24 protein-coding genes and 1 rRNA gene are annotated in these 26,120 nt (G+C 70.1%); 19 read left to right on the top strand and 6 right to left on the bottom strand.

The window, feature by feature from the left end:
- Window positions 1–3: 3 nt before the first annotated feature.
- Both gnd and zwf read right to left on the bottom strand, forming a co-directional pair.
- The gene (gene gnd, locus B7K23_RS12825; protein WP_234996536.1) at window positions 4–1,047 is read right to left on the bottom strand and encodes a phosphogluconate dehydrogenase (NAD(+)-dependent, decarboxylating); all 1,044 of its coding nucleotides are present in this window, start codon (window positions 1,045–1,047) and stop codon (window positions 4–6) included.
- Complete coding sequence (zwf, locus tag B7K23_RS12820) at window positions 1,044–2,477, bottom strand: glucose-6-phosphate dehydrogenase (RefSeq protein ID WP_084126996.1); 1,434 nt, start codon at window positions 2,475–2,477, stop codon at window positions 1,044–1,046. The genes gnd and zwf overlap by 4 nt, the downstream gene beginning before the upstream one ends.
- Before the next feature lie 156 nt (window positions 2,478–2,633).
- On the opposite strand from zwf, the gene B7K23_RS12815 reads away from it, so the two are divergent.
- Together B7K23_RS12815 and B7K23_RS12810 are read left to right on the top strand one after the other, a co-directional pair.
- A complete protein-coding gene (locus B7K23_RS12815; RefSeq protein ID WP_084126995.1) occupies window positions 2,634–3,509 on the top strand; it encodes a phosphodiester glycosidase family protein in 876 nt (291 codons plus the stop codon).
- Between the two features lie 133 nt (window positions 3,510–3,642).
- On the top strand, window positions 3,643–4,251 hold the full coding sequence (locus tag B7K23_RS12810; RefSeq protein ID WP_084126994.1) for a hypothetical protein: 609 nt from the start codon (window positions 3,643–3,645) through the stop codon (window positions 4,249–4,251).
- 10 nt (window positions 4,252–4,261) lie between these two features.
- On the opposite strand, the gene B7K23_RS12805 is transcribed toward B7K23_RS12810, so the two are convergent.
- Window positions 4,262–4,762 (bottom strand): GNAT family N-acetyltransferase, encoded by a 501-nt coding sequence (locus tag B7K23_RS12805; RefSeq protein ID WP_084126993.1) that lies wholly within the window; start codon window positions 4,760–4,762, stop codon window positions 4,262–4,264.
- A gap of 97 nt (window positions 4,763–4,859) precedes the next feature.
- On the opposite strand from B7K23_RS12805, the gene B7K23_RS12800 reads away from it, so the two are divergent.
- Window positions 4,860–6,356 (top strand): DHA2 family efflux MFS transporter permease subunit, encoded by a 1,497-nt coding sequence (locus B7K23_RS12800; protein ID WP_084126992.1) that lies wholly within the window; start codon window positions 4,860–4,862, stop codon window positions 6,354–6,356.
- Window positions 6,357–6,449: 93 nt separating this feature from the next.
- Here B7K23_RS12800 and B7K23_RS12795 read toward each other — a convergent pair whose 3' ends face one another.
- Window positions 6,450–7,430, bottom strand: coding sequence for a quinone oxidoreductase (locus B7K23_RS12795; RefSeq protein WP_084126991.1), 981 nt, complete (start codon window positions 7,428–7,430; stop codon window positions 6,450–6,452).
- Between the two features lie 104 nt (window positions 7,431–7,534).
- The gene (locus tag B7K23_RS12790) at window positions 7,535–8,179 is read right to left on the bottom strand and encodes a hypothetical protein (RefSeq protein WP_084126990.1); all 645 of its coding nucleotides are present in this window, start codon (window positions 8,177–8,179) and stop codon (window positions 7,535–7,537) included.
- 106 nt (window positions 8,180–8,285) lie between these two features.
- On the opposite strand from B7K23_RS12790, the gene argC reads away from it, so the two are divergent.
- The 10 genes from argC to B7K23_RS12740 all read left to right on the top strand — a co-directional run bounded on the left by argC (window position 8,286) and on the right by B7K23_RS12740 (window position 19,508).
- Window positions 8,286–9,335, top strand: coding sequence for an N-acetyl-gamma-glutamyl-phosphate reductase (gene argC, locus B7K23_RS12785; protein ID WP_084126989.1), 1,050 nt, complete (start codon window positions 8,286–8,288; stop codon window positions 9,333–9,335).
- Between the two features lie 22 nt (window positions 9,336–9,357).
- Window positions 9,358–10,533 carry a bifunctional glutamate N-acetyltransferase/amino-acid acetyltransferase ArgJ gene (argJ, locus tag B7K23_RS12780; RefSeq protein ID WP_084126988.1) on the top strand — a complete coding sequence of 392 codons (1,176 nt, stop codon included), beginning with the start codon at window positions 9,358–9,360 and terminating at the stop codon, window positions 10,531–10,533.
- A 7-nt stretch (window positions 10,534–10,540) separates the two neighbouring features.
- Complete coding sequence (gene argB / locus B7K23_RS12775) at window positions 10,541–11,458, top strand: acetylglutamate kinase (protein WP_084127544.1); 918 nt, start codon at window positions 10,541–10,543, stop codon at window positions 11,456–11,458.
- The gene (locus B7K23_RS12770; RefSeq protein WP_084126987.1) at window positions 11,455–12,729 is read left to right on the top strand and encodes an acetylornithine transaminase; all 1,275 of its coding nucleotides are present in this window, start codon (window positions 11,455–11,457) and stop codon (window positions 12,727–12,729) included. The genes argB and B7K23_RS12770 overlap by 4 nt, the downstream gene beginning before the upstream one ends.
- Complete coding sequence (gene argF, locus B7K23_RS12765; RefSeq protein ID WP_084126986.1) at window positions 12,726–13,655, top strand: ornithine carbamoyltransferase; 930 nt, start codon at window positions 12,726–12,728, stop codon at window positions 13,653–13,655. The genes B7K23_RS12770 and argF overlap by 4 nt, the downstream gene beginning before the upstream one ends.
- The gene (gene argR, locus B7K23_RS12760; protein WP_084126985.1) at window positions 13,637–14,149 is read left to right on the top strand and encodes an arginine repressor; all 513 of its coding nucleotides are present in this window, start codon (window positions 13,637–13,639) and stop codon (window positions 14,147–14,149) included. Before argF ends, argR begins: the two co-directional genes overlap by 19 nt.
- A gap of 45 nt (window positions 14,150–14,194) precedes the next feature.
- The gene (locus B7K23_RS12755) at window positions 14,195–15,397 is read left to right on the top strand and encodes an argininosuccinate synthase (RefSeq protein ID WP_084126984.1); all 1,203 of its coding nucleotides are present in this window, start codon (window positions 14,195–14,197) and stop codon (window positions 15,395–15,397) included.
- 180 nt (window positions 15,398–15,577) lie between these two features.
- Window positions 15,578–17,008 carry an argininosuccinate lyase gene (argH, locus tag B7K23_RS12750; RefSeq protein WP_084126983.1) on the top strand — a complete coding sequence of 477 codons (1,431 nt, stop codon included), beginning with the start codon at window positions 15,578–15,580 and terminating at the stop codon, window positions 17,006–17,008.
- A 120-nt stretch (window positions 17,009–17,128) separates the two neighbouring features.
- Window positions 17,129–17,749, top strand: coding sequence for a hypothetical protein (locus tag B7K23_RS12745; RefSeq protein WP_084126982.1), 621 nt, complete (start codon window positions 17,129–17,131; stop codon window positions 17,747–17,749).
- Between the two features lie 118 nt (window positions 17,750–17,867).
- Window positions 17,868–19,508 (top strand): FG-GAP-like repeat-containing protein, encoded by a 1,641-nt coding sequence (locus B7K23_RS12740; protein ID WP_084126981.1) that lies wholly within the window; start codon window positions 17,868–17,870, stop codon window positions 19,506–19,508.
- Window positions 19,509–19,586: 78 nt separating this feature from the next.
- Here B7K23_RS12740 and B7K23_RS12735 read toward each other — a convergent pair whose 3' ends face one another.
- Window positions 19,587–20,066: a YbaK/EbsC family protein gene (locus tag B7K23_RS12735; RefSeq protein ID WP_084126980.1), complete on the bottom strand. Its 480-nt coding sequence runs from the start codon at window positions 20,064–20,066 to the stop codon at window positions 19,587–19,589.
- A 23-nt stretch (window positions 20,067–20,089) separates the two neighbouring features.
- Here B7K23_RS12735 and B7K23_RS12730 point away from each other — a divergent pair, with 23 nt between their 5' ends.
- The 6 genes from B7K23_RS12730 to B7K23_RS12705 all read left to right on the top strand — a co-directional run.
- Window positions 20,090–20,650 (top strand): uridine kinase, encoded by a 561-nt coding sequence (locus B7K23_RS12730; RefSeq protein ID WP_143338287.1) that lies wholly within the window; start codon window positions 20,090–20,092, stop codon window positions 20,648–20,650.
- Window positions 20,651–20,786: 136 nt separating this feature from the next.
- Entirely contained in the window at window positions 20,787–21,953 is a 1,167-nt protein-coding gene (locus B7K23_RS12725; protein ID WP_234996535.1) for a M20/M25/M40 family metallo-hydrolase, read from the top strand.
- Window positions 21,950–22,777: a hypothetical protein gene (locus B7K23_RS12720; RefSeq protein WP_234996534.1), complete on the top strand. Its 828-nt coding sequence runs from the start codon at window positions 21,950–21,952 to the stop codon at window positions 22,775–22,777. The genes B7K23_RS12725 and B7K23_RS12720 overlap by 4 nt, the downstream gene beginning before the upstream one ends.
- On the top strand, window positions 22,774–23,898 hold the full coding sequence (gene menC / locus B7K23_RS12715) for an o-succinylbenzoate synthase (RefSeq protein WP_084126978.1): 1,125 nt from the start codon (window positions 22,774–22,776) through the stop codon (window positions 23,896–23,898). The genes B7K23_RS12720 and menC overlap by 4 nt, the downstream gene beginning before the upstream one ends.
- 46 nt (window positions 23,899–23,944) lie before the next feature.
- Window positions 23,945–25,207: a tyrosine--tRNA ligase gene (tyrS, locus tag B7K23_RS12710; protein WP_084126977.1), complete on the top strand. Its 1,263-nt coding sequence runs from the start codon at window positions 23,945–23,947 to the stop codon at window positions 25,205–25,207.
- A 709-nt stretch (window positions 25,208–25,916) separates the two neighbouring features.
- A 16S ribosomal RNA gene (locus B7K23_RS12705) occupies window positions 25,917–26,120 on the top strand; the annotation flags it as partial.

Raw genomic sequence — 26,120 nt, 5'->3', positions numbered from 1 at the left:
CGGCTACTCGCCGGTCGGCTTCTCGACGTGCCCGCCGAAGCCCTTGCGCATCGCGCTCAGGACCTTCTCGGCGTAGGCGTCGAGATCGCGCGAGGCGAACCGCGAGTACAGCGCGGTCGTGAGCACGGGGGTGGGCACACCCTCGTCGATCGCGGCGATCGAGGTCCAGCGCCCCTCGCCCGAGTCGGCGACCTCGCCCGAGAACTCGGAGAGCTCGGGGGAGGCGTGGAGGGCGTCGGCGGTGAGGTCGAGCAGCCACGACCCGACGACGGAGCCGCGACGCCACACCTCGGCGACCTCGTCCACCTTGAAGTCGTACTGGTAGTACTCGGGGTTCGACATCGGGGCGGTCTGCGCCTCATGCGCGGCGCTGCCGGGAACTCCCGCGTTGGCCGCCTTGAGGATGTTGAATCCCTCGGCGTACGCGGCCATGAGCCCGTACTCGATGCCGTTGTGCACCATCTTCACGAAGTGGCCCGCGCCGACAGGCCCGCAGTGCAGCCAGCCCTCCTCGCCGGGCTCGAGCTTGCCATCCTTGCCGTGCGTGCGTGCGGCGGCCTCGACGCCGGGCGCGAGGGTGCGGAAGATCGGCGTGAGGCGTCCCACCGTCGCGTCGTCGCCTCCAATCATGAGCGAGAAGCCGCGCTCGGCGCCCCACACGCCGCCCGAGGTGCCGACGTCCACGAAGGAGATGCCCTTCGCGGCGAGCTCCGCGGCGTGGCGAAGGTCGTCGCGGTAGTACGAGTTGCCGCCGTCGATGATCGCGTCGCCGGGCTCGAGCACGTCGGCGAGCCGACCGATGACGTCCTCGGTGATCTCGCCCGCGGGCACCATGACCCACACGGCGCGGGGAGCGTCCAGGGCGGCCACGAGCGCGGGGAGGTCGTGCGCGGGCGCCGCGCCTTCGGCGGCGAGCGCGTCGACCGCGTCGGCCGAGACGTCGTGCACCGCCACCGTGTGTCCGTCGGCGAGCAGGCGCCGCGTGAGGCCGGCGCCCATCCGGCCGAGGCCGATCATGCCGAGCTGCAGGGGGGTGTCGGTGGTCATGCGTCGTCTCCTTCATCGGTGGTGGGGTTCATCCAGGTGGTGTGCGCAGCGATCAGATCGTCGGCCTCGGCGGGACCCCAGCTCCCGCGCGGGTACGTGACCGCGGGGGCGTGATCGTCGAGCACCGCGTCGACCACACGCCATGCGGCCTCGATCGACTCCTCCTGGGTGAAGAGCGAGGGGTCGCCGCGCAGCGCATCCGACAGGAGGCGGGCGTACGCGGGCCTGTCGGATGCGGGATCCACATGCACGCGCAGCTCCTGCTGGCTGCCGCGGAACTCCTCGCCGGGGGTCTTCACCCGCGCGGCGAGGGCGATCTGCGGCACGGGGGAGAGCCGGAAGCGCAGGTAGTTGGGTCGGTCGGCGCCGCTCAGCGCGTCGTCGAACAGCTGCTGCGGGGGACGCTTGAACTCGACCACGACCTCGGCGGCCTTCGTCGGCAGATGCTTGCCCGTGCGCAGGTACCAGGGCACGCCGGCCCAGCGCCACGAGTCGATCCACAGCCGCACCGCGGCGAACGTCTCGACGTCGGAGTCGGGCGCGACGCCGGGCTCGTCGCGATATCCCTCGAACTGCCCGCGCACGATGTCCTCCCGCGTGAGGGGGCGCATCGCCTTGAACACGGCGACCTTGGCGTCGTGGACGGCCTTGTAGCCCTGGTAGGCGGGAGCCTCCATCGCGAGCAGCGCGACCATCTGGAACATGTGGTTCTCGACCACGTCGCGCAGCGCGCCCGCCGACTCGTAGAACGCGCCGCGCCCCTGGACGCCGAAGTCCTCCGCTACGGTGACCTGCACGCTCGCGATCCTGTCGCGGTTCCAGACGGGCTCGACGAGCGCGTTGGCGAAGCGGAAGTAGAGGAGGTTCATGATCTCCTCCTTGCCCAGGAAGTGATCGATCCGGAACACCGACTGCTCGGGGAAGGCCGAGGAGATGATCGCATCCAGCTCGACCGCCGTCTCGAGGTCGCGCCCGAAGGGCTTCTCCACCACGACGCGCGCGTCCTCGTGGAGGCCTGCGGCCGCGAGGCCCTCGACCACGGTGCCGAACAGCGCGGGCGGGATCGCGAGGTAGTGGGTCGGGCGGGTCGCGTCGCCGAGCGCACGCCGCAGGGCGTCGAAGGTCGCGGCGTCCCGGTAGTCGCCGTCGACGTAGCGCAGCAGCTCGAGCAGTCGCGCGAAGGCCTCGGGGTGTCGGGAGGCTGAGGAGCCGACGGACTCGCGGACGCGCGCCTTGAGGTCGTCGACCGTCCATCCGGAGGAGGCGACGCCGACGATGGGGACGTCGAGGGTGCCGTCCCTCACCATCGCCAGCAGTGCGGGGAAGATCTGCTTGCGGGCGAGGTCCCCGGTGGCCCCGAAGAACACGAACGCATCGGAGCGCGCGAGGGGGGAGCGGTGGGGGTCGTACCGGTGCGTCGAGTCGCTCACTGTCTGTCTCCTCAGTGGCGCTCGCGGTCGCGGAGCCTGACCGCGACCACGGCGTCCATGCGGTCAAACCCGTGACGCGTTCGATCTGTTCCCCGGCCATCGTCGCGCTCGCCCCGGCGCGTTCGACGCGACCGCCGACCGCCTAGGCTGTGCGCCATGCGTTCGCCCCTCACGATCGTGTCCCGCCGGCCCCTGCACGGCCGGGTCGCGGCGCTCGGTGCCGTCGTGCTGCTGCTCGCCGCGTGCTCCGGGACGGACGGCGCCGACACGACCGACGCGTCGAGCGAGAGCACCGCCACCGCATCGTCCTCTCCGTCGTCCTCTCCGTCGCCCTCGGCCACCTCGAGCGCCCAGGACCCGGTCGAGGACGGTGTCGACCCCGATTCCGCCGTCCAGCCCTACGAGTTCGAGGGGCTCGAGTTCGCCGTCGCCGAGCTCGACCTGTCCGAGTGGGACATCCGCGTGGTCTGGGACGGCGAGCCAGGCGGCACCTACCTGGCGGAGGTCGACGGCGACGTCCTCACCAACGCCGGCATCTTCACCGAGACCTACACTCCGGGCGGCCTGCTCGTCTCCGACGGCGAGCAGCTCGTCGGTCTCAACCTCAACGACGGCTACGGGAACTTCCACCTCAAGCCCAACGGCGTCTTCGCGGTCCTGGACGACGGCACCGCCGAGGTCGTGGACTCGACCGCGTACGATCCCGCGGGAGTGGTCCAGGCGACCCAGTCCGGGCCTGCGCTCGTGCTCGACGGCGAGATCCATCCCGAGTTCACCCCCGGCTCGTCCAACGTCGCCTATCGCAGCGGCGTCGGGGTGTCCGAGGACGGCGGCATCGTGTATCTCGCGATCTCGGACGACGTGGTCAACCTCGACACCTTCGCACGCATGTTCAGGGACGGGCTCGGGGCGCCGAACGCCCTCTATCTCGATGGCCAGATCTCGGGCCTGTGGGCCGAGGGCGCCGACCGCGACCTCGACCTGATCCTCCAGCCGTACGCAGGGATCATCGCCGCGACGAGGGTGGACTGAACGGTTCGGGACGGCGTCCCCGGATGACGCGACTCGCCGGTGTGACCAATGTCATCGACACGCCACCCCCGGTCGCGGTACAACTGTCGTAGACGGGGCGTCGGAGCGCCCCGTGAGCGACGGGAGAGGGCCCATGCGCGAGGTGACGGCCACGCTGGCAGCGGCCGCGCTCGCGTTCACCCTCGCAGGATGCGCAAGCGCTCCTCCCGAGGACTCCGCGCTGTCCACCGATTCCCTGCCGACGAATGTCGTGCAGTCGAGCGACGCGTCCGCGCCCGTCGCGGCCGATCCCGTCCCCTCGGTCGATCCCTCGGTCTCTCCAGGAGCCGCCACACCGATGGCGTCGATCCGCCGCGGCCCCGTGACGGCCGTGATCGAGGGGGTGCGCCAGTCCGACGGTCAGCCGATCGGGGTGCGCGTCGAGGCCTCCCGGGCCGTCGATGACGACCCGCTCGTGACGGCGGACTGCGGCGACCCCGAGACGCACGGCGGCCTCGCGATCGTGGTCCAGGACCTCGCGGTCGCGGAGGGAGTGGCCACCGCGACGCTCGGCGTCCCCCAGGACGTCGACGACGCGGGAACGTATGACGGCGTCGTGACCTTCCTCGACGCGAGCGGCAAGGCGATCCAGGGTGCGGGCATCGTCACGGTGAGCGACGGCCTCGATTCAGGCACGTTCGACGTCGCCGACCCCGACTCCGGCGATCACTTCGTCGGCGTGTGGGAGTGCCGCGTCCTGTAGCGCGCGGGACTCAGTAGACGGAGCGCGCGAGGAGCGCGACCTTCACCGTGTCGCCCTTGGTCCACTGCTCCGCGAGCAGCCGGAACCCGAGCCGCTCGTGGAACGCGAGGGAGCCGGGGTTCGCGGGCTCGGTGTTGACCTCGCAGCTCACCTCGTTGGCGCCGCGCTCGCGTGCCCGCTCGAACACCGACTCGTACAGCGCGCGGCCGATGCCGGTGCCCTTGGCCGACGGGGACACGACGATGCGGTCGATGTACTGGTGGCGGATGCCGCGGCTCTCGAACCACTGGTAGTTCTCGGACTCGTAGGGCTGCCCGGGGGCGAGCGACAGCAGGAACGCCTGGACCTGGCGCTCGCGGTTGGTCGCGACGAGCGCGATGTCGCACAGCCCGAACAGGGCAGACACCTCCTCCTCGGTGAGGATGTTGACCGCGGGAGACGCGCCTCGGTTCAGGGACGTCACCGCAGGGACGTCCTCCTCCCGCATCATCCGCATCCTGAGGTTCTGCATGGAGCCATTGTGCCTGGTGGTGATCCCTCATGCGGCACCTGGGCCGCGACCCGCTGGTCTAGAGTCGACGAGGGGCAAGGTCAGCGGGAAGGCGGGGATGTTGGAAGAGGTCCAGAATCCGTGGCGCGCGCTGTGGGCGCTGATCCTCGGCTTCTTCATGATCCTCATCGACACGACGATCGTCACGGTCGCGAACCCGTCGATCCAGTCCGCGCTCGGCGTGGACACCAATGCGGTCATCTGGGTCACGAGCGCCTACCTGCTCACCTACGCGGTGCCCCTCCTCATCACCGGCAGGCTCGGTGATCGGTTCGGGCCCCGGCGGATCTATCTCATCGGCCTTGCGGTCTTCACCGTGTCGTCCCTTCTCTGCGGGCTTGCGGACGTGCTGCCGGGCTCCGCGATCGGCAACCTCGTCGCCGCGCGCGCGTTCCAGGGCCTCGGTGCGAGCCTCATGACGCCGCAGACGATGGCGGTCATCACCCGCACCTTCCCCGCGGCCCGGCGCGGCAGCGCGATGGCACTGTGGGGCGCGACCGCCGGCATCGCCGGCCTGCTGGGCCCGCTCGCGGGAGGCGTCCTGGTCGACGGTCCAGGCTGGGAATGGATCTTCATCGTCAACGTGCCGATCGGCATCATTGCGTTCGTCGCCGCGTGGTTCCTCGTGCCGACGCTCGAGACGCACTCGCACTCGTTCGACTGGGTCGGCGTCGCGCTGTCGGGACTCGGCATGTTCGGCCTCGTCTTCGGGCTTCAGGAAGGTCAGGCGAAGGACTGGGCGCCGTGGGTGTGGCTGTGCATCGTCGGCGGCCTCGCGTGCCTCGCCGTCTTCGTGTGGTGGCAGGGGAGGACGCGCAAGGAGCCGCTGCTGCCACTGTCGCTGTTCCACGACCGCAACTTCGCGATCGCGAACGGCGCGGTCATCGCCGTCGGCTTCACGGTCACGAGCATGATGATCCCGGTCATGTACTTCTTCCAGATCGTGCTCGGCATGAGCCCGACGCAGGCCGCGCTCATGACCGCGCCGTCGGCGCTCATGTCCCTCTTCCTCGCACGGCTCTCGGGACGTCTGGTCGACACGGTCCACCCGCGGCTGCTCGCCGTGCCCGGCACCGTGATGATGTCCGCGGGCCTATGGGTCTATGCCGTGCTCATGAGACCCGGCGCCTCGATCGTCCTGCTGCTCGGGGCGTCGCTGCTGATCGGCGTCGGCTCGGCGTTCACGTGGGGGCCGCTCGCGACGACCGCCAACCGTGCCCTTCCGCCGCAGTCCTCGGGGGCAGGATCGGGCGTCTACAACGCGACCCGACAGGTGGGCTCGGTGATCGGCTCCGCGGCCGTCGCGACGCTGATCGTGGGACGCCTGTCCGCGCACCTGGGCGGGGGAGGAGAGGGGTTCTCGACCGAGATCTCGGGATCGTTCACGCTTCCCGAGGAGCTCGCCGAGCCCTTCTCCGTCGCGATGTCCCAGACCGTCATGCTGCCCGCCGCCGCGATCCTCGTCGCGAGCGTGCTCACGGCGTTCTTCGTGAAGCCGCATCACATGCGGGTCGAGGCGCCGGATACCGCTCTCGGCGAGGCGCCGCTGCCGTGAACGGCGCACGGGTGCGCTGACCCTGGCGTCGCCGCCCAGAAGGGCGCGCCGCTGTCTACGCCGTCGCGCCGCGCGGGGGCGACATGCGCCGGGCTAGGGCAGGAGCAGCACCTTGCCGGTCGTCGCGCGGCCCTCGAGCGCGCGGTGCGCGTCGGCGGCCTCGGTGAGCGGATACGTCGCGCCGATGCGCACGTCGAGCGAGCCGTCGCGGATCGCGCCGAACAGCTCCGCGCCGCGCCAGGCGCGCTCGTCGGGGGTCGCGAGGAAGTGCCCGAGCGACGGGCGCGTGATGGTCAGCGATCCGCCCGCGTTGAGGCGCTGCAGGTCGAAGGGCGGCACCGGTCCGGACGCGGCGCCGAACAGTGCCATCATCCCGCGTGGTCGCAGCGACGCGAGGGAGCCGTCGAAGGTCGAGGCGCCGACGCCGTCGTACACGGCATGGACACCCTCGCCGCCGGTGAGGGAGCGCACGGCCTCGGGAAGCTCGGTCGCGATGTCGGTCATCGCGTCGTAGCGGATCACCTCCGCCCCGGCCCCGCGGGCGAGCTCCGCCTTCGCGTCCGAGCTGACGGTGCCGAGCACGCGGGCGCCGCGCGACGTCGCCATCTGCGTGAGCAGCAGCCCCACGCCTCCCGCGGCGGCGTGCACGAGCACCGTCTCGCCGTCGGCGGCCGGGTGCACGGACGTCACGAGGTAGTGCGCCGTGAGCCCCTGTAGCATCGCGGCGGCGGCAGTCTCGAGGGACACTCCCTCGGGGACGGCGTAGATGTCCTCGGGCGCGAGCGACACGATCTCGGCGTACGAGCCGGGGCTGAAGGGCCACGCGACGCGGTCCCCGACCGCGATCCCGTCGACGCCGTCGCCCACGTCCGTGACCACGCCCGCGCCCTCGCGGCCGGGCACGAACGGCAACGGCATCGGGTAGGCGCCGCTGCGGTGGTATGTGTCGATGAAGTTCACGCCGACGGCTGTGGTCCTCACGAGGACGCGGCCGGGCTGCGGTGTGGGCTCGGGCAGGTCGGCGACGGTGAGGACCTCGGGTCCTCCGGTGGCGGAGATCTGGATGGCTCTCATGGTGCTGTCAGCGTATGCCCGGCCGCGGCGATTCCCGCGGCTGGGGGAGCGGGTCCAGTCGGGCACCTGCGAGCTGAGGAAGCCGGGGCGCCCGTGGCCCAGGGTCAGCCGACGTAGCCGAGCAGCTCGCCCGCCGGGACCGACAGCGGCATGCTGCACGACGCGAGCGAGGCCTCGGATGCGTTGAGCGCCTCGTTGCCGGTCGCCTCGAGCTCATCCGCGCGCTCGTAGAGGATCTCGTTGACCGCCGCGGTCCAGTCGGTGATGTTGTCCGTCGTCTCGGCGGCCTCGGCGTACGCCTCGTACTGCAGGTCGGTGGCGGCGACGATCACGTCGATCCACTCCCGCATCTGCTCGGACTGCGAGTCCTCGGCCGCCTGCAGGTACAGGGCGCGCCACGACTCCCAGCCGTCGATGTCGATCGCCTGGAGGTATCCGGAGAACACGTCGGGATCGGCGAGCTGCTCCTCCGTGAGCGCGGTGGGATCGATCGCGCCCAGCGCCTCCGAGACGGTGAGGTCGCGCTGATAGAGCTGGTCGGCATCGTCGCAGAACGCCTCGGGAAGCGCGATCGTGGACGCCGAGGGGTCGATCGAGATCGCGGGGCCCGCGGAGGCAGAGGCGGTCGCCGACGACGATGCGGAGGGCGTTGCGCTCGCGGACGCGCTGCTCGTGGGGGTAGCGTCGTTTCCTGAGCATCCCGACAGGGCGAGCGCCGCGGCCGCGGCGAGGGTGAGCGTGCGCTTCATGCGTCCATTGTGCAGGCGTCCCGGCGGCCGGAAGAACGCGCCCCGGGTATGCGGCGACACGCGGTGACGCCACCGAACCCCGTTGTATTCATTCCTGTGTATAGTTATGCATATGACGATCTCGGTCGCTGTCTCAGGTGCCTCCGGCTACGTAGGAGGCGAGGTGCTGCGCGTCTTCAGCGCGCACCCCGATGTCGAGTTCGGTGCGCTCACCGCGCACTCCTCGGCGGGTGATCCGCTCGGCAAGCACCAGCCGCACCTGCCGCATCTCGCGGACCGGGTGATCGTCGACACGACCCCGGAGAACCTCGCCGGTCACGACGTCGTCGTCCTCGCCCTGCCGCACGGCACGTCGGGTGCGATCGCCGCGCAGCTGCCGCCCGAGACCCTCGTGATCGACTGCGGCGCCGACCACCGGCTCGCGAGCGCCGAGGCGTGGGCCGAGTACTACGGAGGCGAGCACTCGGGCACGTGGCCCTACGGCATGCCCGAGCTCATCACGCCCGACGGCCACCAGCGCTCGCGTCTCGAGGGCGTCAAGCGCATCGCCGTCCCCGGCTGCAACGTCACTGCCGTCTCCCTCGGCCTCCAGCCGGGCGTCGCCGCTGGCCTCGTGGACCCGACCGACATCGTCGCGGTGCTCGCGAACGGCTACTCGGGCGCGGGCAAGAAGCTCGCGGTTCCGTACCTCGCCTCCGAGGCGATGGGCGCCGCGGTGCCCTACGCCGTCGGCGGTACCCACCGGCACATCCCGGAGATCGTCCAGAACCTCTCGAAGGCCGGCGCCGCTGACGTGCGGATCAGCTTCACCCCGACGCTCGTGCCGATGGCCCGCGGGATCCTCGCGACCATCACTGCGCCCCTCGCGGAGGGCGTCGACCCCGCGACCGTGCGCGACGCGTGGATCGAGGCGTACAAGGACGAGCCCTTCATGATCGTCCTGCCGGAGGGGCAGTGGCCCACGACGGCCTCGACCCTGAGTGCGAACGTGGCTCAGATGCAGGTCACGGTCGACGAGAAGGCCGGTCGCGTCGTCGTCGTGTGCGCGATCGACAACCTGGTCAAGGGCACCGCGGGCGCCGCGCTGCAGAGCATGAACGTCGCGCTCGGCCTGCCCGAGACCACGGGCCTCAACACGATCGGCGTCGCGCCGTAGGGCGCGCAGGGAAGGCACTGCAGTGAGCATCACTCACCCCCAGGGATTCGCCGCGGCCGGAGTGGTCGCGGGCCTCAAGTCGACCGGCAAGAAGGACGTCGCGCTCGTCGTCAACGAGGGGCCTGAGCACGTCGGCGTCGGCGTGTTCACCTCCAACCGCGTCTTCGCCGCGCCCGTGGCCTGGAGCCGCCAGGTGGTCGCCGACGGTCGTGTCGACGCCGTCGTCCTGAACTCGGGCGGCGCGAACGCGTCGACGGGTCCCGAGGGCTTCGCCGACACCCATCGCACCGCCGAGCACGTCGCCGAGGTCCTCCAGGCCGCGGGCAAGGACGTGTCCGCAGGCGACGTCGCGGTGTGCTCGACCGGGCTCATCGGTGTCCGGCTTCCCATGGAGAAGCTCCTGGCAGGAGTGGACGATGCGGCGGCCGGGCTCTCCGCCGAGGGCGGGGACGATGCGGCCCACGCGATCCTCACCACCGACACGGTCACCAAGCAGGCGGTCGCCGAGGGCCAGGGCTGGTCCGTGGGCGGGATGGCCAAGGGCGCGGGCATGCTCGCGCCGGGGATGGCGACGATGCTGTGCGTCATCACGACCGACGCCGTCGTCACCGAGGAGCTTGCGTCGGCCGCGCTCGCCGAGGCCGTCCGCACCACGTTCAACCGCGTCGACTCGGACGGCTGCATGTCGACCAACGACACGGTGCTGCTGCTGGCCTCGGGCGCCTCGGGAGTCGCCCCGTCGGAGGCTGACTTCGTCGCCGCGCTCACCCAGGTCTCCGCGGAGATGTCGCGCGGCCTCGTGGCCGACGCCGAGGGAGCGAGCCACGACATCGCTGTCACCGTCGTGAACGCATCGAGCGAGGACGCGGCCGAGGCCGTCGCCCGCGCGATCACGCGCTCCAACCTGTTCAAGGCCGCGATCTTCGGCCAGGACCCTAACTGGGGTCGCGTGATCGCCGCCGCGGGCACGGTTCCCGAGGAGGTCGCCCCGTACGACGCGAACGCCCTCGACGTCGTCATCAACGGCGTCCAGGTGTGCCGCGCCGCGGGCGTCGGCGACGATCGCGACCTCGTGGACCTCACCGGCCGCGAGGTGCTGGTCGAGGTCGACCTGCACGCCGGCGAGGCGAGCGCCACGGTGTGGACCAACGACCTCACCCACGACTACGTCCACGAGAACTCGGCCTACTCCTCCTGAGGTGACCATGACTGCCGAAGCACGTATGACTGACGGCCTCAGCGCCGCCCAGAAGATCTCCGTCCTCATCGACGCCATGCCGTGGATCGAGGAGTTCCGCGGCGCGGTCGTCGTGGTGAAGTACGGCGGCAACGCCATGGTCGACGACGAGCTCAAGCGCGCCTTCGCGCAGGACGTCGTCCACCTGCGCCTGCTGGGCCTGAGCCCCGTCGTGGTGCACGGCGGTGGACCGCAGATCTCACAGATGCTCGGCAAGCTCGGCATCGAGTCCGAGTTCCGCGGGGGCCTGCGTGTCACGACCCCCGAGGCCATGGACGTGGTCCGCATGGTGCTGTCCGGGCAGGTCACCCGGGAGCTCGTGGGCCTCATCAACGAGCATGGCCCCCGCGCGGTCGGCCTGTCCGGCGAGGACGCGGGCCTCTTCCAGGCGCGTCGCCGCTACGCGACCGTCGACGGTCAGCCGGTGGACGTCGGCCTGGTCGGCGACGTCGTCAAGGTCAACCCGGCCGCCGTGCAGGACATCATCGAGGCGGGGCGCATCCCCGTCGTCTCCACCGTCGCCCCCGACGTCGACGACTCCACGACCGTGCTCAACGTGAACGCGGACACCGCGGCCTCGGCGCTCGCCGTGGCGCTGCGCGCGCGCAAGTTCATCGCGCTGACCGACGTCGAGGGTCTCTACCGGAACTGGCCGGACAGGGACTCGCTGATCCAGCGCCTGCACGCGGGCGAGCTCGACACGATCCTGCCGACGCTCGAGTCGGGCATGGTCCCCAAGATGGAGGCCTGCCTGCGCGCGGTGCGCGGCGGCGTCAAGCAGGCGCACGTCATCGATGGTCGCGTGCCGCATTCGATCCTCACTGAGATCTTCACCTCGGAAGGCATCGGCACGATGATCCTTCCCGACAAGGAGCTGTGGACATGAACCACGACGGATCCGACCTCTCGGCGCACGGCGAGTCCGGCGCGACCGCCGGGGCAGTCGGCCTCAAGCGCTACGAGCACTCGATCATGGCGACCTACGGCGTGCCGATGCGCGTGCTCAGCCACGGCGAGGGCAGCCACGTGTGGGACACCGACGGCAAGCGCTACCTGGACCTCCTGAGCGGCATCGCCGTGAACGTCCTCGGCCACGCCGACCCCGAGTGGGCCGGCGCGATCGCGACCCAGGCCGCGACGCTCAGCCACGTCTCGAACTTCTTCGCGACCGAGCCGCAGATCAAGCTCGCGGAGCGCCTGCTCGAGATCTCCGGCGCGCCCGCCGGCTCGCGCGTGTTCTTCGCGAACTCGGGCACCGAGGCCAACGAAGCCGCGTTCAAGATGTCCCGGCGCACCGGCCGCACGCGGATCCTCGCGCTTGAGAAGGCCTTCCACGGCCGCTCGACCGGAGCCCTCGCGCTCACATACAACGCCGCCTACCGCGAGCCCTTCGAGCCTCTCGCTCCGGGCGTCGAGTGGGTGCCCGCGAACGACATCGCCGCGCTCGAGGCCGCGATGGGCGACGACGTCGCCGCGATGTTCCTCGAGCCGATCCAGGGCGAGGCCGGCGTGATCCCGCTGACCCACGAGTACCTCACCGCGGTGCGCGAGCTCACGCGCCGCCACGGCGCGCTCATGATCGCCGACGAGGTCCAGACCGGCATCGCGCGTACGGGCACGTGGCTCGCGATGCAGGCGCACGGCATCCAGCCCGACGTGGTCACGCTCGCGAAGGGCCTCGCCGGCGGCTTCCCGATCGGTGCGGTCATCGGCTTCGGTGAGGAGGCGGGCTCGCTGCTCGGCAAGAGCCAGCACGGCACGACGTTCGGCGGCAACCCGCTCGCGGCGGCCGCGTCCCTCGCGACCCTCGACGCGATCGACCAGCGCGACCTGCTCGCTCACGTGAAGTCCCTCGGCGAGCACCTCAAGGAGACCATCGGGGCGATCCCTGGCGTCTCGGAGGTGCGTGGCGAGGGCCTTCTGCTCGGCATCAAGCTCGAGGCGGAGATCAGCGCCGCGGTCGCCGCCGCCGCGCTCGAGGACGGCTTCATCGTGAACCCGCCCAGCCCCGACACGATCCGCCTGGCCCCGGCGCTCGTCCTGACCCGGCCCGAGGCCGACACGTTCGTCGAGTGGCTCCAGGCCCACCTGGGCGAGCACCTCGCGAAGGCAGCCGCCGCATCGTCCGCGACCGCCCCCGAGGAGGCGCTCTCGTGACCCGCCACCTCCTGAGGGACGACGACCTCACCGCGGCCGAGCAGCGCGAGGTCCTCGAGCTCGCGCTCGCCTTCCGGGCAGATCGTCACCTCCTCCAGCCGTTCGCCGGGCCGCGCGCGGTCGCGGTGCTGTTCGACAAGCCGTCCACCCGCACCCGCGTGTCGTTCTCGGCCGGCGTCGCGGAGCTCGGCGGCTACCCGCTCGTGCTCGACTCCAACACCTCGCAGATGGGCCGCGGCGAGTCCGTGTCCGACACCGCCAAGGTGCTCGGGCGGCAGGTCAGCGCGATCGTGTGGCGCACGTTCGGGCAGGAGCTCATCGAGGAGATGGCGGAGCACGCCGGCGTGCCGGTCGTCAACGCGCTGACCGACTCGTTCCACCCGTGCCAGATCCTCGCCGACCTGGCCGCGATCGCGGATGCGCGCGGGGGAGTGGACTCCCTCAAGGGGCTCACGCTCACCTACGTGGGCGACGGCGCGAACAACATGGCGCACTCGTACCTGCTGGGCTGCGCGCTCGCCGGGATGCACGTGCGCGTGGGCGCCCCGTCCGACTACATGCCCGACGAGCGCATCGTCCTGGACGCGAAGAAGATCGCGGCCGAGCAGGGCGGGTCCATCACCGTGACGACGGATCACGACGACGCGGTGCGCGGCGCCGACATCATCGCGACCGACACGTGGATCTCGATGGGCGACGAGGAGGAGTCGTCCGCGAGGCACGGCCAGTTCGACCAGTACCAGGTGAACGCGCGCACGCTCGAGCTCGCGGCCGACGGCGCGCAGGTGCTCCACTGCCTGCCCGCCTACCGCGGCAAGGAGATCACCGCCGAGGTCATCGACGGCCCGCAGTCGATCGTGTGGCTCGAGGCCGAGTACCGGCTCCACGCGCAGAAGGCGCTGCTCACGTGGCTGGTGTCGCAGTGAAGGCCGCCGTCCCCGCCACCAAGGCCGCGCGTCAGGCGCTGATCCGTCGCCTCATCGAGACCGAGAAGATCGGCTCTCAGGGCGAGATCGCGCTGCGGCTCGAGGCGGAGGGGATCTCCGTGACCCAGGCGACGCTGTCGCGCGACCTGGGCGACATCGGCGCCGTGAAGGTGCGGGCCTCCTCCGGTGGCCACGTGTACGCCGTGGGCAACGAGGGCGACCCCGAGGAGACCACCGGCGAGCGGCTCACGCGCCTGTGCGGCGAGCTGCTGTTCAGCGCGGACGGCTCGGCCAACATCACCGTCCTGCGCACGCCCTCGGGCGGCGCGCAGTACTTCGCGTCGGCGATCGACAGCCACGACGACCCCGACATCGTCGGCACCGTCGCGGGAGACGACACCGTGCTCGTGATCTCGCGCGACGCGGACGGCGGGCTGCGGCTCGCCCAGAAGTTCCTGGACCGCGCCTCGGGCGTGGCCCCGCATGACCACTGAACCACCCAGAACATTCACACAAGCACTCGTAGAAGGAAGAAGCTCATGACGGATCGGATCGTGCTGGCCTACTCAGGAGGCCTGGACACCTCGGTGGCCATCGGCTGGATCGCCGACGCCACCGGCGCCGAGGTCATCGCCGTGGCCGTGGACGTCGGCCAGGGTGGTGAAGACCTGGAGGTCATCCGCCAGCGAGCCCTGGACTGCGGCGCCGTCGAGGCGTACGTCGCCGACGCGCGCGACGAGTTCGCGAACGAGTACTGCATGCCCGCGCTCAAGGCGAACGCGCTCTACCACGACAAGTACCCGCTGGTCTCGGCGCTGTCGCGGCCCGTGATCGTCAAGCACATCGCGGCCGCGGCGAAGCAGTTCGGCGCCGACACGATGGCGCACGGCTGCACCGGCAAGGGCAACGACCAGGTCCGCTTCGAGGTCGGCATCACCTCGATCGCACCCGAGCTCAAGTGCATCGCGCCGGTGCGCGACCTCGCGCTGACCCGCGACAAGGCGATCGACTACGCGGAGAAGCACAACCTGCCGATCGCGACCACCAAGAAGAACCCCTTCTCGATCGACCAGAACGTGTGGGGCCGCGCCGTCGAGACCGGCTTCCTCGAGGACATCTGGAACGCCCCGACGAAGGACGTGTACGACTACACCGACGACCCGGCCTTCCCGCCGGTGCCCGACGAGGTGCTCATCACGTTCGAGAAGGGCATCCCCGTCGCGATCGACGGCGAGAAGGTCACCCCGCTCCAGGCGATCGAGATCATGAACCAGCGCGCCGGCGCCCACGGCATCGGCCGCATCGACATCGTCGAGGACCGCCTGGTCGGCATCAAGTCGCGCGAGATCTACGAGGCTCCCGGCGCGATCGCCCTGATCGAGGCCCACAAGGAGCTCGAGAACGTCACGCTCGAGCGCGAGCAGGCCCGCTTCAAGCGCCGCATGTCCGACGAGTGGACCGAGCTGGTCTACGACGGCATGTGGTCCTCGCCCCTCAAGCAGTCGCTCGACGCGTTCATCGAGGACACCCAGAAGTACGTGTCGGGCGAGATCCGCATGCAGCTGCACGGCGGCAAGGCGATCGTCGACGGCCGCAAGTCGGATACCGGCCTGTACGACTTCAACCTGGCCACCTACGACGAGGGCGACACGTTCGACCAGTCGGCCGCCCGCGGCTACATCGAGATCTACGGTCTCGCGGCGAAGCAGGCGGCGGCGCGTCAGGCGCGCCTCGGCTACTAGCAGCCACATCGCGACCGGGTGCCGGGTGGGTGACCACCGGGCACCCGGTCGCCGTGTCGGGCGGCGGGCTACGCCATCCGGGTAGGTCAGTGTCGGTTTCCGCAGGTCGAGGCATCCTGCGGGTGAGAGAGTGTCGGTAGCGGCGGCCGCGAGCCGTCGGACGGAGTCAGGGGAGTGAACATGGGCAAGGCAGAGGGCACCAACGAGGGCGCGCTGTGGGGCGGACGCTTCGAGGGCGGACCCGACGCGGCGCTCGCCGCGCTGAGCAAGTCGACGCACTTCGACTGGCGCTACGCGGACGATGACCTGCGCGGCTCGATCGCCCACGCGCACGCCTTGCACAAGGCGGGACTCCTTGACGACGATGAGGTGGCCGCCATGGTCGACGGCCTGCAGCGGCTGCGTGGCGACGTCGCCTCCGGAAAGGCCGTCGCGGCCGACTCTGACGAGGATGTGCACGGCGCCCTCGAGCGCCTGCTGATCGAGCGCGTCGGCCCCGAGCTCGGCGGCAAGATCCGCGCCGGACGGTCGCGCAACGACCAGATCGCGACCCTTCCCCGCGTGTACCTGCGCCGTCACGCGCGCCTCATCGCCTCGATGCTGCTCGACACCGTCGACGCGCTGCTCGAGCAGGCCGACCGCCACCTCTCCGACCCGATGCCCGGCCGCACCCACTTCCAGCACGCCCAGCCCGTGACCCTCGGACACTCGCTCATGGCGCACGCGTGGCCGCTGCTGCGCGACGTCGAGCGGCTCACGGACTGGGACGCGCGCGCCGCGTGGTCGCCCTACGGCGCAGGCGCCCTCGCGGGCTCGACGCTCGGGCTCGACCCCGCCGCGGTCGCCGAGGAGCTCGGCTTCCTGGGTCCGTGCGAGAACTCGATCGACGCGACCGCCTCGCGCGACGTTGTGGCCGAGTTCGCGTGGGTCACCGCGATGATCGGCACCGACCTTTCGCGCATCTCGGAGGAGATCATCGCGTGGGCGACCGTGGAGTTCGGCTTCGTCCGCCTCGACGACTCGTATTCGACCGGGTCGAGCATCATGCCGCAGAAGAAGAACCCCGACATCGCCGAGCTCGCGCGCGGCAAGGCGGGTCGCCTCATCGGCCACCTGACAGGACTCCTTGCGACCCTCAAGGGTCTGCCGCTCGCGTACAACCGCGACATCCAGGAGGTCCACGAGCCCGTCTTCGACTCGGTCGACACCCTCGAGGTCGTCCTGCCCGCGTTCGCTGGCATGGTCCGCACGCTGCGGTTCCAGACCGAGCGTCTCGCCGAGCTCGCGCCCGCGGGCTTCTCGCTCGCGACCGACATCGCCGAGTGGATGGTCAAGCAGGGCGTGCCGTTCCGCGAGGCCCACGAGGTCGCCGGAGCGTGCGTGCGGCTGTGCGAGAAGCGCGGCAAGGAGCTTCACGAGATGACGCCGGAGGAGATGCAGGCGATCCACGAGGGCCTCACGCCCGAGGTGCTCGAGGTACTGACCGTGGAGGGCTCGCTCGCTGCCCGCGACAACGTCGGCGGCACCGCGCCCGAGCAGGTCGTCGAGCAGGGCAAGGCCGCGCGTGCGCGCGTGAAGCACTTCCGGCCCTGGGCCTCGTCCGCGTCGTGATCTGAGGCGCGTTGCGCCTCCGCGCGCCTGCGTCGCCACCTTGCACGGTCGTCACCCGCGCGAGCCCGCGTCGTACCCTGGCGGAGGCGGACGGGGGCTCCGCCGTCCCCGGGGGTGCCGATGGACCAGGCCGTCGCAGCAATCGCATTCGTGGTGCTCGGTCTCGGGCTGATCGTGGCCGCGGTGCTCGAGCATTCCGTGGGTGGCGCGCCCGCGGCGCATGAGGTCGACGGCTGGGTCGCCCCGCGGCGCACGCGGATCGCGTGGATCGACGAGCTGCTCGTGATCCTGAGCGTCGTCGCGATCGTCGGCGTGGTGGCCGCGTGGCGCACCATGAGCCCGGTGGGGCTCGGCACAGCGCTTGCAGCCGTGCTGACCGTCGTCGCCGCGGCGGTCGCGATCGCGACATCCGCGCTCCACGGTCGGCTGGTCTACCGCATCGGATCGCTCGACGGCGCGGGGGACGCTGCTCGGATCACCCTCATCGTCAGCGCGTTCTACTCGGCGCTCCACGTGGTGGCGCTCCTGGAGGCCGTCGCGCTCGTCTGCCTGGGGCTCGACGCAAGGGATCTCCTTGGGCCGCCCTTCGCGATCGCCTCCTTCCTCGCCGCGGCGGTCTGCGTAGCGCTGTCGTACGCGTACCTCATGCCCACGTGGGTGGGCCTCGCGCTCATGGCGGGCGTCGCCGGCTGGTGCGGATGGTTCGCCGCGGAGCTCGCCGGCTGGCCTCCCGGGGTCTGATCGACGCCACGCGGTGGGCTTCGTCACATTTGCAGTGCCATCGTCCGATTTGCTGTCTACCCTCGACCATCGCGCCCGATAGGGGGTGTGAGGTCATTCGAGAGAAAGCGAGGCATCCATGACGCACGCACGCGTACGGTCCGCCCAGGGCGGCGACGCGGAACGGTCATGGATGGCCAGGCTCGGCTTCGCGCTCATCCTCGCCCTCGCATGGGGCCTCGTCACCGCAGTCGTGTCGCCGCCCGCGCAGGCCGCGACGGTCACCGCCGGGCAGGCCGCGGCCTACTACGCCCGCACCTCGCTCGTGGGGGTCGACTACGCGCTCGGCGCGCGTGAGCAGGGCCGCTTCGACTGTTCGGGATCGGTGTACCTGGCGTGGAGGCACGTCAGCCCCGGCGTCGTCGACCCAGCCTCGTCGAGGGGTCAGTACTGGGGCGACGGAAAGCAGATCAAGGTCGGCCGCGGGACGACGCTCGCGAGCGACTCCCTGGAACCGGGCGACCTCATGTTCTGGTCCGACACCGGCGATCCCGACGACATCCGTCACGTCGCCATCTACCTCGGCCACGGGCGCATCCTGCAGACCGCGCAGGGACGGACGTCGTGGATCGGATCGATCAACGACGACAAGGACGCCCGCATGGCGTACGCGCTGCGCCCCAAGGGTGCAGGCAAGGAGGTCGACTCGATCGACTTCGACGTGTTCGACGCGGGATTCACGGACGAGTTCCGGTACGGCGACTTCAACGGCGACAACTACGAGGACGTGCTGTGGCTCACCGGCACGACGCGTGCTGACGTCAAGAAGAACGGATGGCAGGTCTCGTATGGCGGCGCGAGCGGGATGGCGTCGTTCACGAAGGTCCGCCACAGCGCGGTCTCTCCTCTGAACCATGAGGTCGCGATCGGTGACTTCAACGGCGACGGATATGACGACGTCCTCTGGTTCACCGGCAAGGGCAGCAAATCGAACGCCAAGTTCTGGGGCTGGCAGATCGCCTACGGCAAGGCCAACGGGATCTCTGGGTTCGTCCGCGTGAGCGGAAGCTCCTCGACCCCTGCCGACCGCACCCTCGCGTACGGAGACTTCAACGGGGACGGGCGGGACGATGTCCTGTGGTTCACGGGGACAGCGAGTGCGACCGCGCAGAAGTCGGGGTGGCAGCTCGCCCGCGGCAAGAAGACCACGGGTTTCCGGAGCTTCGTGCAGGTGAAGGCCAGCAGCGTGACCCCGGCGAAGCAGGAGTTCGGCTACGGCGACTTCAACGGCGACGGGGCGGACGACGTCGTGTGGTTCACAGGCACGCGGAGCTCGTCGTCCAAGAAGTCCGGCTGGCAGATGAGCTACGGCTCGACAGAGAAGTTCAGCCGCTACCTCAAGGTGAAGAACAGCGTCCTCGTGCCGAGCAAGAAGCGCTTCACGTACGGCGACTACGACGGCGACGGTGCGGACGACATCATCTGGATGACGGGGACGTCGAGCAGCGACACGGCGTACAACGGCTGGCAGCTCGCCTCGGGCACGGTCGAGGGCTTCGACGACTGGGAGCGGGCCAAGTGGAGCACGGTGTCACCCGCGCTGCACGATGTCGCCTCCGGCGACTTCGACGGCGACGGCGTGGACGACGTCATCTGGTTCACCGGAACGCGTGACTCCTCGGACTCCTACTACGGGTGGCAGCTTGCCTCGGGCGGCGGCTGGGGCTTCGGCTACTTCGCTCGCGTGAGCGGCAGCGGCTTCACGTCCTACGAGCAGTAGCCGGGGCTCGGCCGGACCGCTTCGCGTCGAGGCGAGGGTCGACCCTCGCAGGCCTCAGCCGGTGCCGACCTTGACCCCTCAGTCGACCTCGACCTCGATCGCGCCCGTGACGCGGAGCAGGTCGGCGTAGCTGATCGGGAACAGTGACGCGGGGATGCCCGCCGCCGCCCACAGTTCGTCGTACTCGAGCAGCGCCACGTCGAGGTAGGTGCGCACGGGAGCGGGATGACCGACCGGGGCGACCCCGCCGATCACCTGCCCCGTGGCGGACGTGACCTGAGCGGCCGAGGCGCGGCGCACCTTGGCGGCGCCGATGCGCTCGGCGAGGTGCGCGGTGTCCACGCGATGCGCCCCCGAGGTGAGCACGAGGATCGGCTCGTCATCCGCCATGAACACGAGCGAGTTCGCGATGGCGCCGACGTCGCATCCCAGGTACTCGGCGGCGGCTGCGGCGGTCGGCGTGGACTCGTCGATCTGCCTCACCGTCACGTCGACGCCGCCCGCGTGGAGCGCCGCCTGCACCTGCTGGACCCTGGGGTGAAGCGCCTCGTTCGCCATCCTCACACCCTATGCTGTGCCCCATGGGACAGCTCTCGGTGCGGGACCTCGCGGCCCGGGTGCGGAGATCCCCGGTGCGCTGCGGGACGACCCGCGTGGTGCTGATCGACGGCCCCGCCGGCTCGGGGAAGACCACGCTGGGCGGAAGGCTCGGCGAGGAGATGTGCGCGCAGGTGATCCACGGCGACGACATCTACGAGGGCTGGGACGGACTGCCGACCATGTGGCCGATCCTGGGTCACGGCATCCTTGAGCCGCTGTCGCGGCACGAGCACGGCGCCTTCGGCCGCTGGGATTGGTACGAGGGACGACGCGCGGAGACGATCCCGGTGCCCGTGGCGGACACGCTCGTGATCGAGGGTGTGGGGGTCGGGCAGCGAGCCGCCCGCGATTTCGCGTCGCTCGTGGTCTTCGTCGAGGCGCCGTGGGACGTGCGGGTCGCGAGGGGCGTTGAGCGCGACGGCGAGGCGATGCGCAACGAATGGGAGCGGTGGCAGGCGAGCGAGCAGGTGTTCCTGGCCGACGAGGGCGTGCGAGGCGCGGCCGACGTGATCGTGGACGGCACGCAGCCCTACCTCGACTGACCCCGCGCCTCGATCGGCCGGGGGGACCACGTCGCGGGGACCAGGACGATGCGACGGCAGCTCGAGCGCGACAGGACGGTTCCGACGGGCCGAGCGGGAAACGACGCCGTAACGCGGGCCGTGCCACGATGACGAGGTGACTCTTCTCGACTCCGCCGGCGCCCGGCTCGACAGCATGATCGCCGATGCGAAAGAGCTGATCGAGTGCGAGTCGCCGTCGGAGGATCCGCGCGCGATCGCCCTCAGCGCCGACCTCACGGACGCGGTCATCGGCGCGAGGCTCGCCGAGGCGGGGCTGGCCGCCGCATCGGAGCGACTCGTCATCGACGGAGTCCCGCACCTGCGCTGGTCCCTGGGCACCGGCCCGCGCCGGGTGCTCCTCATCTGTCACCACGACACCGTGTGGCCGCTCGGCACGCTTGCGCGCATCCCGTTCTCGGTGCGGGACGGAGTGCTGCGAGGGCCGGGGTGCTTCGACATGATCGTGGGCACCGTGCAGGCCGTGCATGCGGTCGCGATGCTCGCACAGGCCGGGGGTCCGGAGGCAGTCGACGGCGTGACCCTGCTGGTCACGGGTGACGAGGAGATCGGCTCGCTGACCTCGCGCACGCTGATCGAGGAGGAGGCCGCACGACACGAGGCGGCCCTCGTGTTCGAGGCCTCCGCGGGTGCGCAAGGCGCGCTCAAGACTGCGCGCAAGGGCGTCTCCTGGTACGAGGTCGAGGCGGTCGGCCGCGCCTCCCACTCCGGGCTCGACCCCGAGAAGGGCGTCAACGCGGGGATCGAGCTGTCCCACCAGATCCTCGCGCTCGAGTCGATCGCGGACGCCGCGGCAGGGACGACCGTGACGCCTACCCGAGCGACGATCGGCACGACGGGCAACACCGTGCCCGCGAACGCGCGGGTCAACGTGGATGTGCGGTGTCGGACCGTCGCCGAGCAGGACCGCGTCGATGCCGCTCTCCGCCGCCTCGAGCCCGTGCTCGACGGCGCGCGGATCGTGCTGCACGGAGAGGTCAACCGCCGTCCGCTCGAGCGCGAATCCGCCCTGCCGCTGTACGAGAGGGCGGCACGACTGGCGCCGGAGGCGGGGATCGACGCGCTTGAGGAGATCGCCGTCGGCGGCGCTTCCGACGGCAACTTCGCCGCCGGGGTCGGCTGCCCGACGCTCGACGGGCTCGGGGCCGTCGGCGGCGGCGCGCATGCCGAGGACGAGCACGTGGTGCTCGCGCACGTCCCGCATCGGACGGCGCTCGCCTCGCTGCTGATCAGGGACCTGCTCGCCGAGGGAGGCCGCCGATGAACGCCGTGGACACCCAGGTCCTCGCCGACGCGTGGAAGGACGCCGACGAGTCCGCCGTCCGCGCGGGCGTCGTCGTGCGCACGCTTCACCCCGCGCAGTGCCCCGAGGCGGAGAGGGTGCTGGACGAGATCTGGGGCGCCACGGTGCTGACCGCGCCCGCGCTCGTCGCGCTCGAGCATGCGGGCAGCTACGTGGCCGCGGCCTTCGAGGGCGAGACGATGGTCGGCGTGTGCGTCGGCTTCCTCGCCCAGCCGCTCGGGGAGGCGCTGCACTCGCACGTCGCCGGCGTCGTCTCGGGGACCGCGGGCCGTGGCATCGGCACCGCGATGAAACTGCATCAGCGGGCCTGGTGCCTCGACCGCGGACTGACGCGGATCACCTGGACGTACGACCCGCTCGTCGCGCGCAACGCCGCGTTCAACATGCGCAGGCTCGGCGCCGGGCTGGCCGACTACCTCGTCGACTTCTACGGAGAGATGGTCGACGGGGTGAACGCTGGCCAGGGAAGCGATCGCATCCTCGTGAGCTGGCCGCTCGATGTGCCGCTGCCCTCGGCGGACTCGCAGCCCGCGTCCGCCGAGGGTGTCCCTGAGGTGCTGTCCGTCGGTCCCGACGACCTGCCCGTCGTCGCGCCCCTGCCCGCTGCCGCATCGTCCGTGTCGGCGGCGCTGCCCGCCGACATCGAGGGCCTGCGCCGACGGGATCCCGCCACGGCCGCGCTGTGGCGAGTCGCGTTGCGCGACACCCTCGTCCCCCTGCTCGACGCCGGGTGGCGGCTGGTCGCCGCCACCCGCGATGGTCACTACCTGCTGGAGAAGCCATGAGGATCACCCACGTCGCCCTGCGCACGCTCGACCTGCCGCTGGTCGCTCCGTTCACCACCTCGTTCTCAACCCAGACCCATCGCCGGGTGCTCGTGCTCGAGCTCCATGCGGACGTCGACGGCGTCGAGGTGGTCGGGTGGGGCGAGTGCGGCGCGCTCAGCGAGCCCGTCTACTCCGAGGAGTACACGGCGGGTGTCATCGACGTGATGACGACCTACCTTTTCCCGATGCTGTTCGAGGCGCAGCGCAAGGCGCCGCTCACCGCGGAGACGGTCGCGCACCACCTCGAGCGCATCGTGGGCCACCGGATGGCGAAGGCCGCCGTCGAGATGGCGGTCCTCGACGCCCAGCTGCGCGCCGCGGGCACCTCGTTCGCCGACTACCTGGGGGTCACGCGCACGTCCGTTCCCTCCGGCGTCTCGATCGGCATCCAGGACTCGGTCCCGCAGCTGCTCGACGTCGTGCAGGGTTACCTGGACGAGGGCTACGTGCGCATCAAGCTGAAGATCAAGCCCGGCTGGGATCTCGACCCGGTGCGTGCGGTGCGCGAGGCGCATCCCGACGTCCCCCTCCAGGTCGACGCGAACGCCGCTTACACGCTCGTCGACGCGAACCACCTCGCGAAGCTCGACGAGTTCGACCTGCTGCTCATCGAGCAGCCGCTCGCCGAGGACGACATGCGTCAGCATGCCGAGCTCGCCACGCGCATGCGCACGCCGATGTGCCTCGACGAGTCCGTCGTGTCGGTCACCAAGGCCGCCGACGCGATCGCGATGGGCGCGGCGCAGATCATCAACATCAAGCCCTCGCGCGTCGGCGGCTACCTCGAGGCGCGGAGGATCCACGACCTCGCGAGCGCGCACGGCATCGCGGTGTGGTGCGGCGGGATGCTCGAGACCGGCATCGGTCGCGCCGCCAACGCGGCGCTCGCCGGCATGCCGGGCTTCACCCTGCCGGGTGACATCTCGGCCTCCGACCGCTTCTACGCCGAGGACATCACCGACCCGTTCGTCATCGAGGACGGTCAGCTCGCGATCCCACGCGAGCCCGGCCTGGCCCGCGTCCCCGATGCGGGCCGGCTCGAGGCGGCGACCGTGGACCAGCTGCACGTGGAGTCGTAGTCGGCACGCACTGGTAGTCGGCACGCACTGGCACAATGGCCCCATCATGACTGAGCACATCCTTGACGAGCTGACCTGGCGCGGGCTTATCGCGCTCACCACCGGAGAGGATGAGCTGCGGGCTCACCTCGATGAGGGGCCTGTCACGCTCTACTGCGGATTCGACCCGACGGCGCCGAGCCTGCACATCGGCAACCTCGTGCAGATCCTCACGGTGCGTCGCTTCCAGATGGCGGGGCACAAGCCCCTCGCACTCGTCGGCGGTGCGACCGGCCTGATCGGCGACCCCAAGATGGCGGGGGAGCGCACGCTGAACCCGGTCGACGTCGTCCACCAGTGGGTCGAGCGCATCCGCGGTCAGATCGAGCCGTTCCTGAGCTTCGAGGGCGACAACGCCGCTCGGATGGTCAACAACTACGACTGGACCAAGGACATGTCGGCGATCGAGCTGCTGCGCGACGTCGGCAAGTACTTCCGACTCGGGACGATGATCTCGAAGGACACGGTTGCGCGCCGCCTCAACTCGGACGAGGGCATCTCGTACACCGAGTTCAGCTACCAGCTGCTGCAGGGCATGGACTTCCTCGAGCAGTACCGCCGCTACGACTGCACGCTTCAGACCGGTGGCTCCGACCAGTGGGGCAACCTCACGTCAGGCACCGAGCTGATCCGCAAGGCGGAGGGTAGGAGCGCGCACGCGCTGGCCACCCCGCTCATCACGAAGGCGGACGGCACGAAGTTCGGGAAGACCGAGTCGGGCACCGTCTGGCTCGACCCGGAGATGACGAGCCCGTACGCCTTCTACCAGTTCTGGCTGAACCAGGCCGACGCGGACGTCATCGGCTACCTCAAGGTGTTCACCTTCCTCACGCGCGAGCAGATCGATGCGCTGGAGACCAAGGTGGCCGAGGAACCGTTCAAGCGCGAGGCGCAGCGGACGCTTGCGTGGGAGGTCACCACGCTCGTGCACGGCGAGAAGGCCGCGCAGGGCGCGGTCGATGCCTCGCAGGCGCTGTTCGGTCGCGGCGATCTGGTGTCCCTCGATGAGCAGACGCTTTCGGGCTGCGCCAAGGAGCTCGGCGGCGTCGAGGCCGTAGCCGGGATCTCCGTGGCCGATGCGCTCGTCGCGACGGGCATCGTGCCGTCGAAGTCGGCCGCCCGTCGCGCCATCCAGGAGGGCGGCGCGTACGTCAACAACGTGAAGGTCGAGGACGTCGACGCGGTGCTGGGAACCGAGGACGTCGTCGCAGGTGGGTGGTCCGTGCTGCGGCGAGGAAAGAAGACCGTGGGACTTCTGCGGCAGGTGTGACGTCGCGAGGGCGCGTTGCACGGCCAATCTGGCTGTCTGCCAGGGAAGACAGGTGCGACACGCCCGGGCGACACGGGATTTGACCTGGCGTTCACAAGCCCGTAATGTTTTCTCCGTTGCCGACGACGGGAACGAGCTCCGGAGGACTGAAGAAGGCCACGGGCTCCACGCTCACCGCAGGACTGAACAAGGCCGCGGGAGGCGTCGAAGCAGCTCCTCGAATGTATCGAAGACTAAGTGCGTGCGCTTGGACTGGATGCGACCGAGGACGCCCGGCTCCTGACTGATGGATCGCGAGAATAGCGATTTGACAGGCTCCAGGAAATGGGTAAGATTGAGAGGTTGCTTCAGCCGGATCGGAAATGATTCGGAAAAGCACCGCCATTCAATATGGAAAATGACCGGGAAGCCGGTTTGACTTTCCAGTGAGAATGGGTAAGATTGAAGGGTTGCCCCGAGCGAGGTTGTGAGACTGAGTGAGGTGCGTGTCCGAACTTTGAGAACTCAACAGTGTGCCACATAGTCGATGCCAAATTATTAATTCCCGGCATCCTGGCTGCCAGTTTTGGTGGTGGGGATGTGGGATTCCTTTGGTAGATAACGAAATGTCAGTGATGTTTTGTTTGATGCCGGGGTTCGAACGCAGTCTTTGACTGTTTTCGTAAAAGGTTTCACGGTCTTGTCTTTGGATGGGGTCGTGGTTTGAACATTTACGGAGAGTTTGATCCTGGCTCAGGACGAACGCTGGCGGCGTGCTTAACACATGCAAGTCGAACGGTGAAGCGAGAGCTTGCTCTTGTGGATCAGTGGCGAACGGGTGAGTAACACGTGAGTAACCTGCCCCAGACTCTGGGATAAGCCTTGGAAACGAGGTCTAATACCGGATAAGCGGCTCCACCGCATGGTGAGAGTT

The organism is Demequina sp. NBRC 110054, assembly GCF_002090115.1.
In the GTDB taxonomy this organism is placed as follows: domain Bacteria; phylum Actinomycetota; class Actinomycetes; order Actinomycetales; family Demequinaceae; genus Demequina.
The sequence above is the reverse complement of the archived record's forward strand: the minus strand, read 5'-3'. Positions and strand labels throughout refer to the sequence as shown.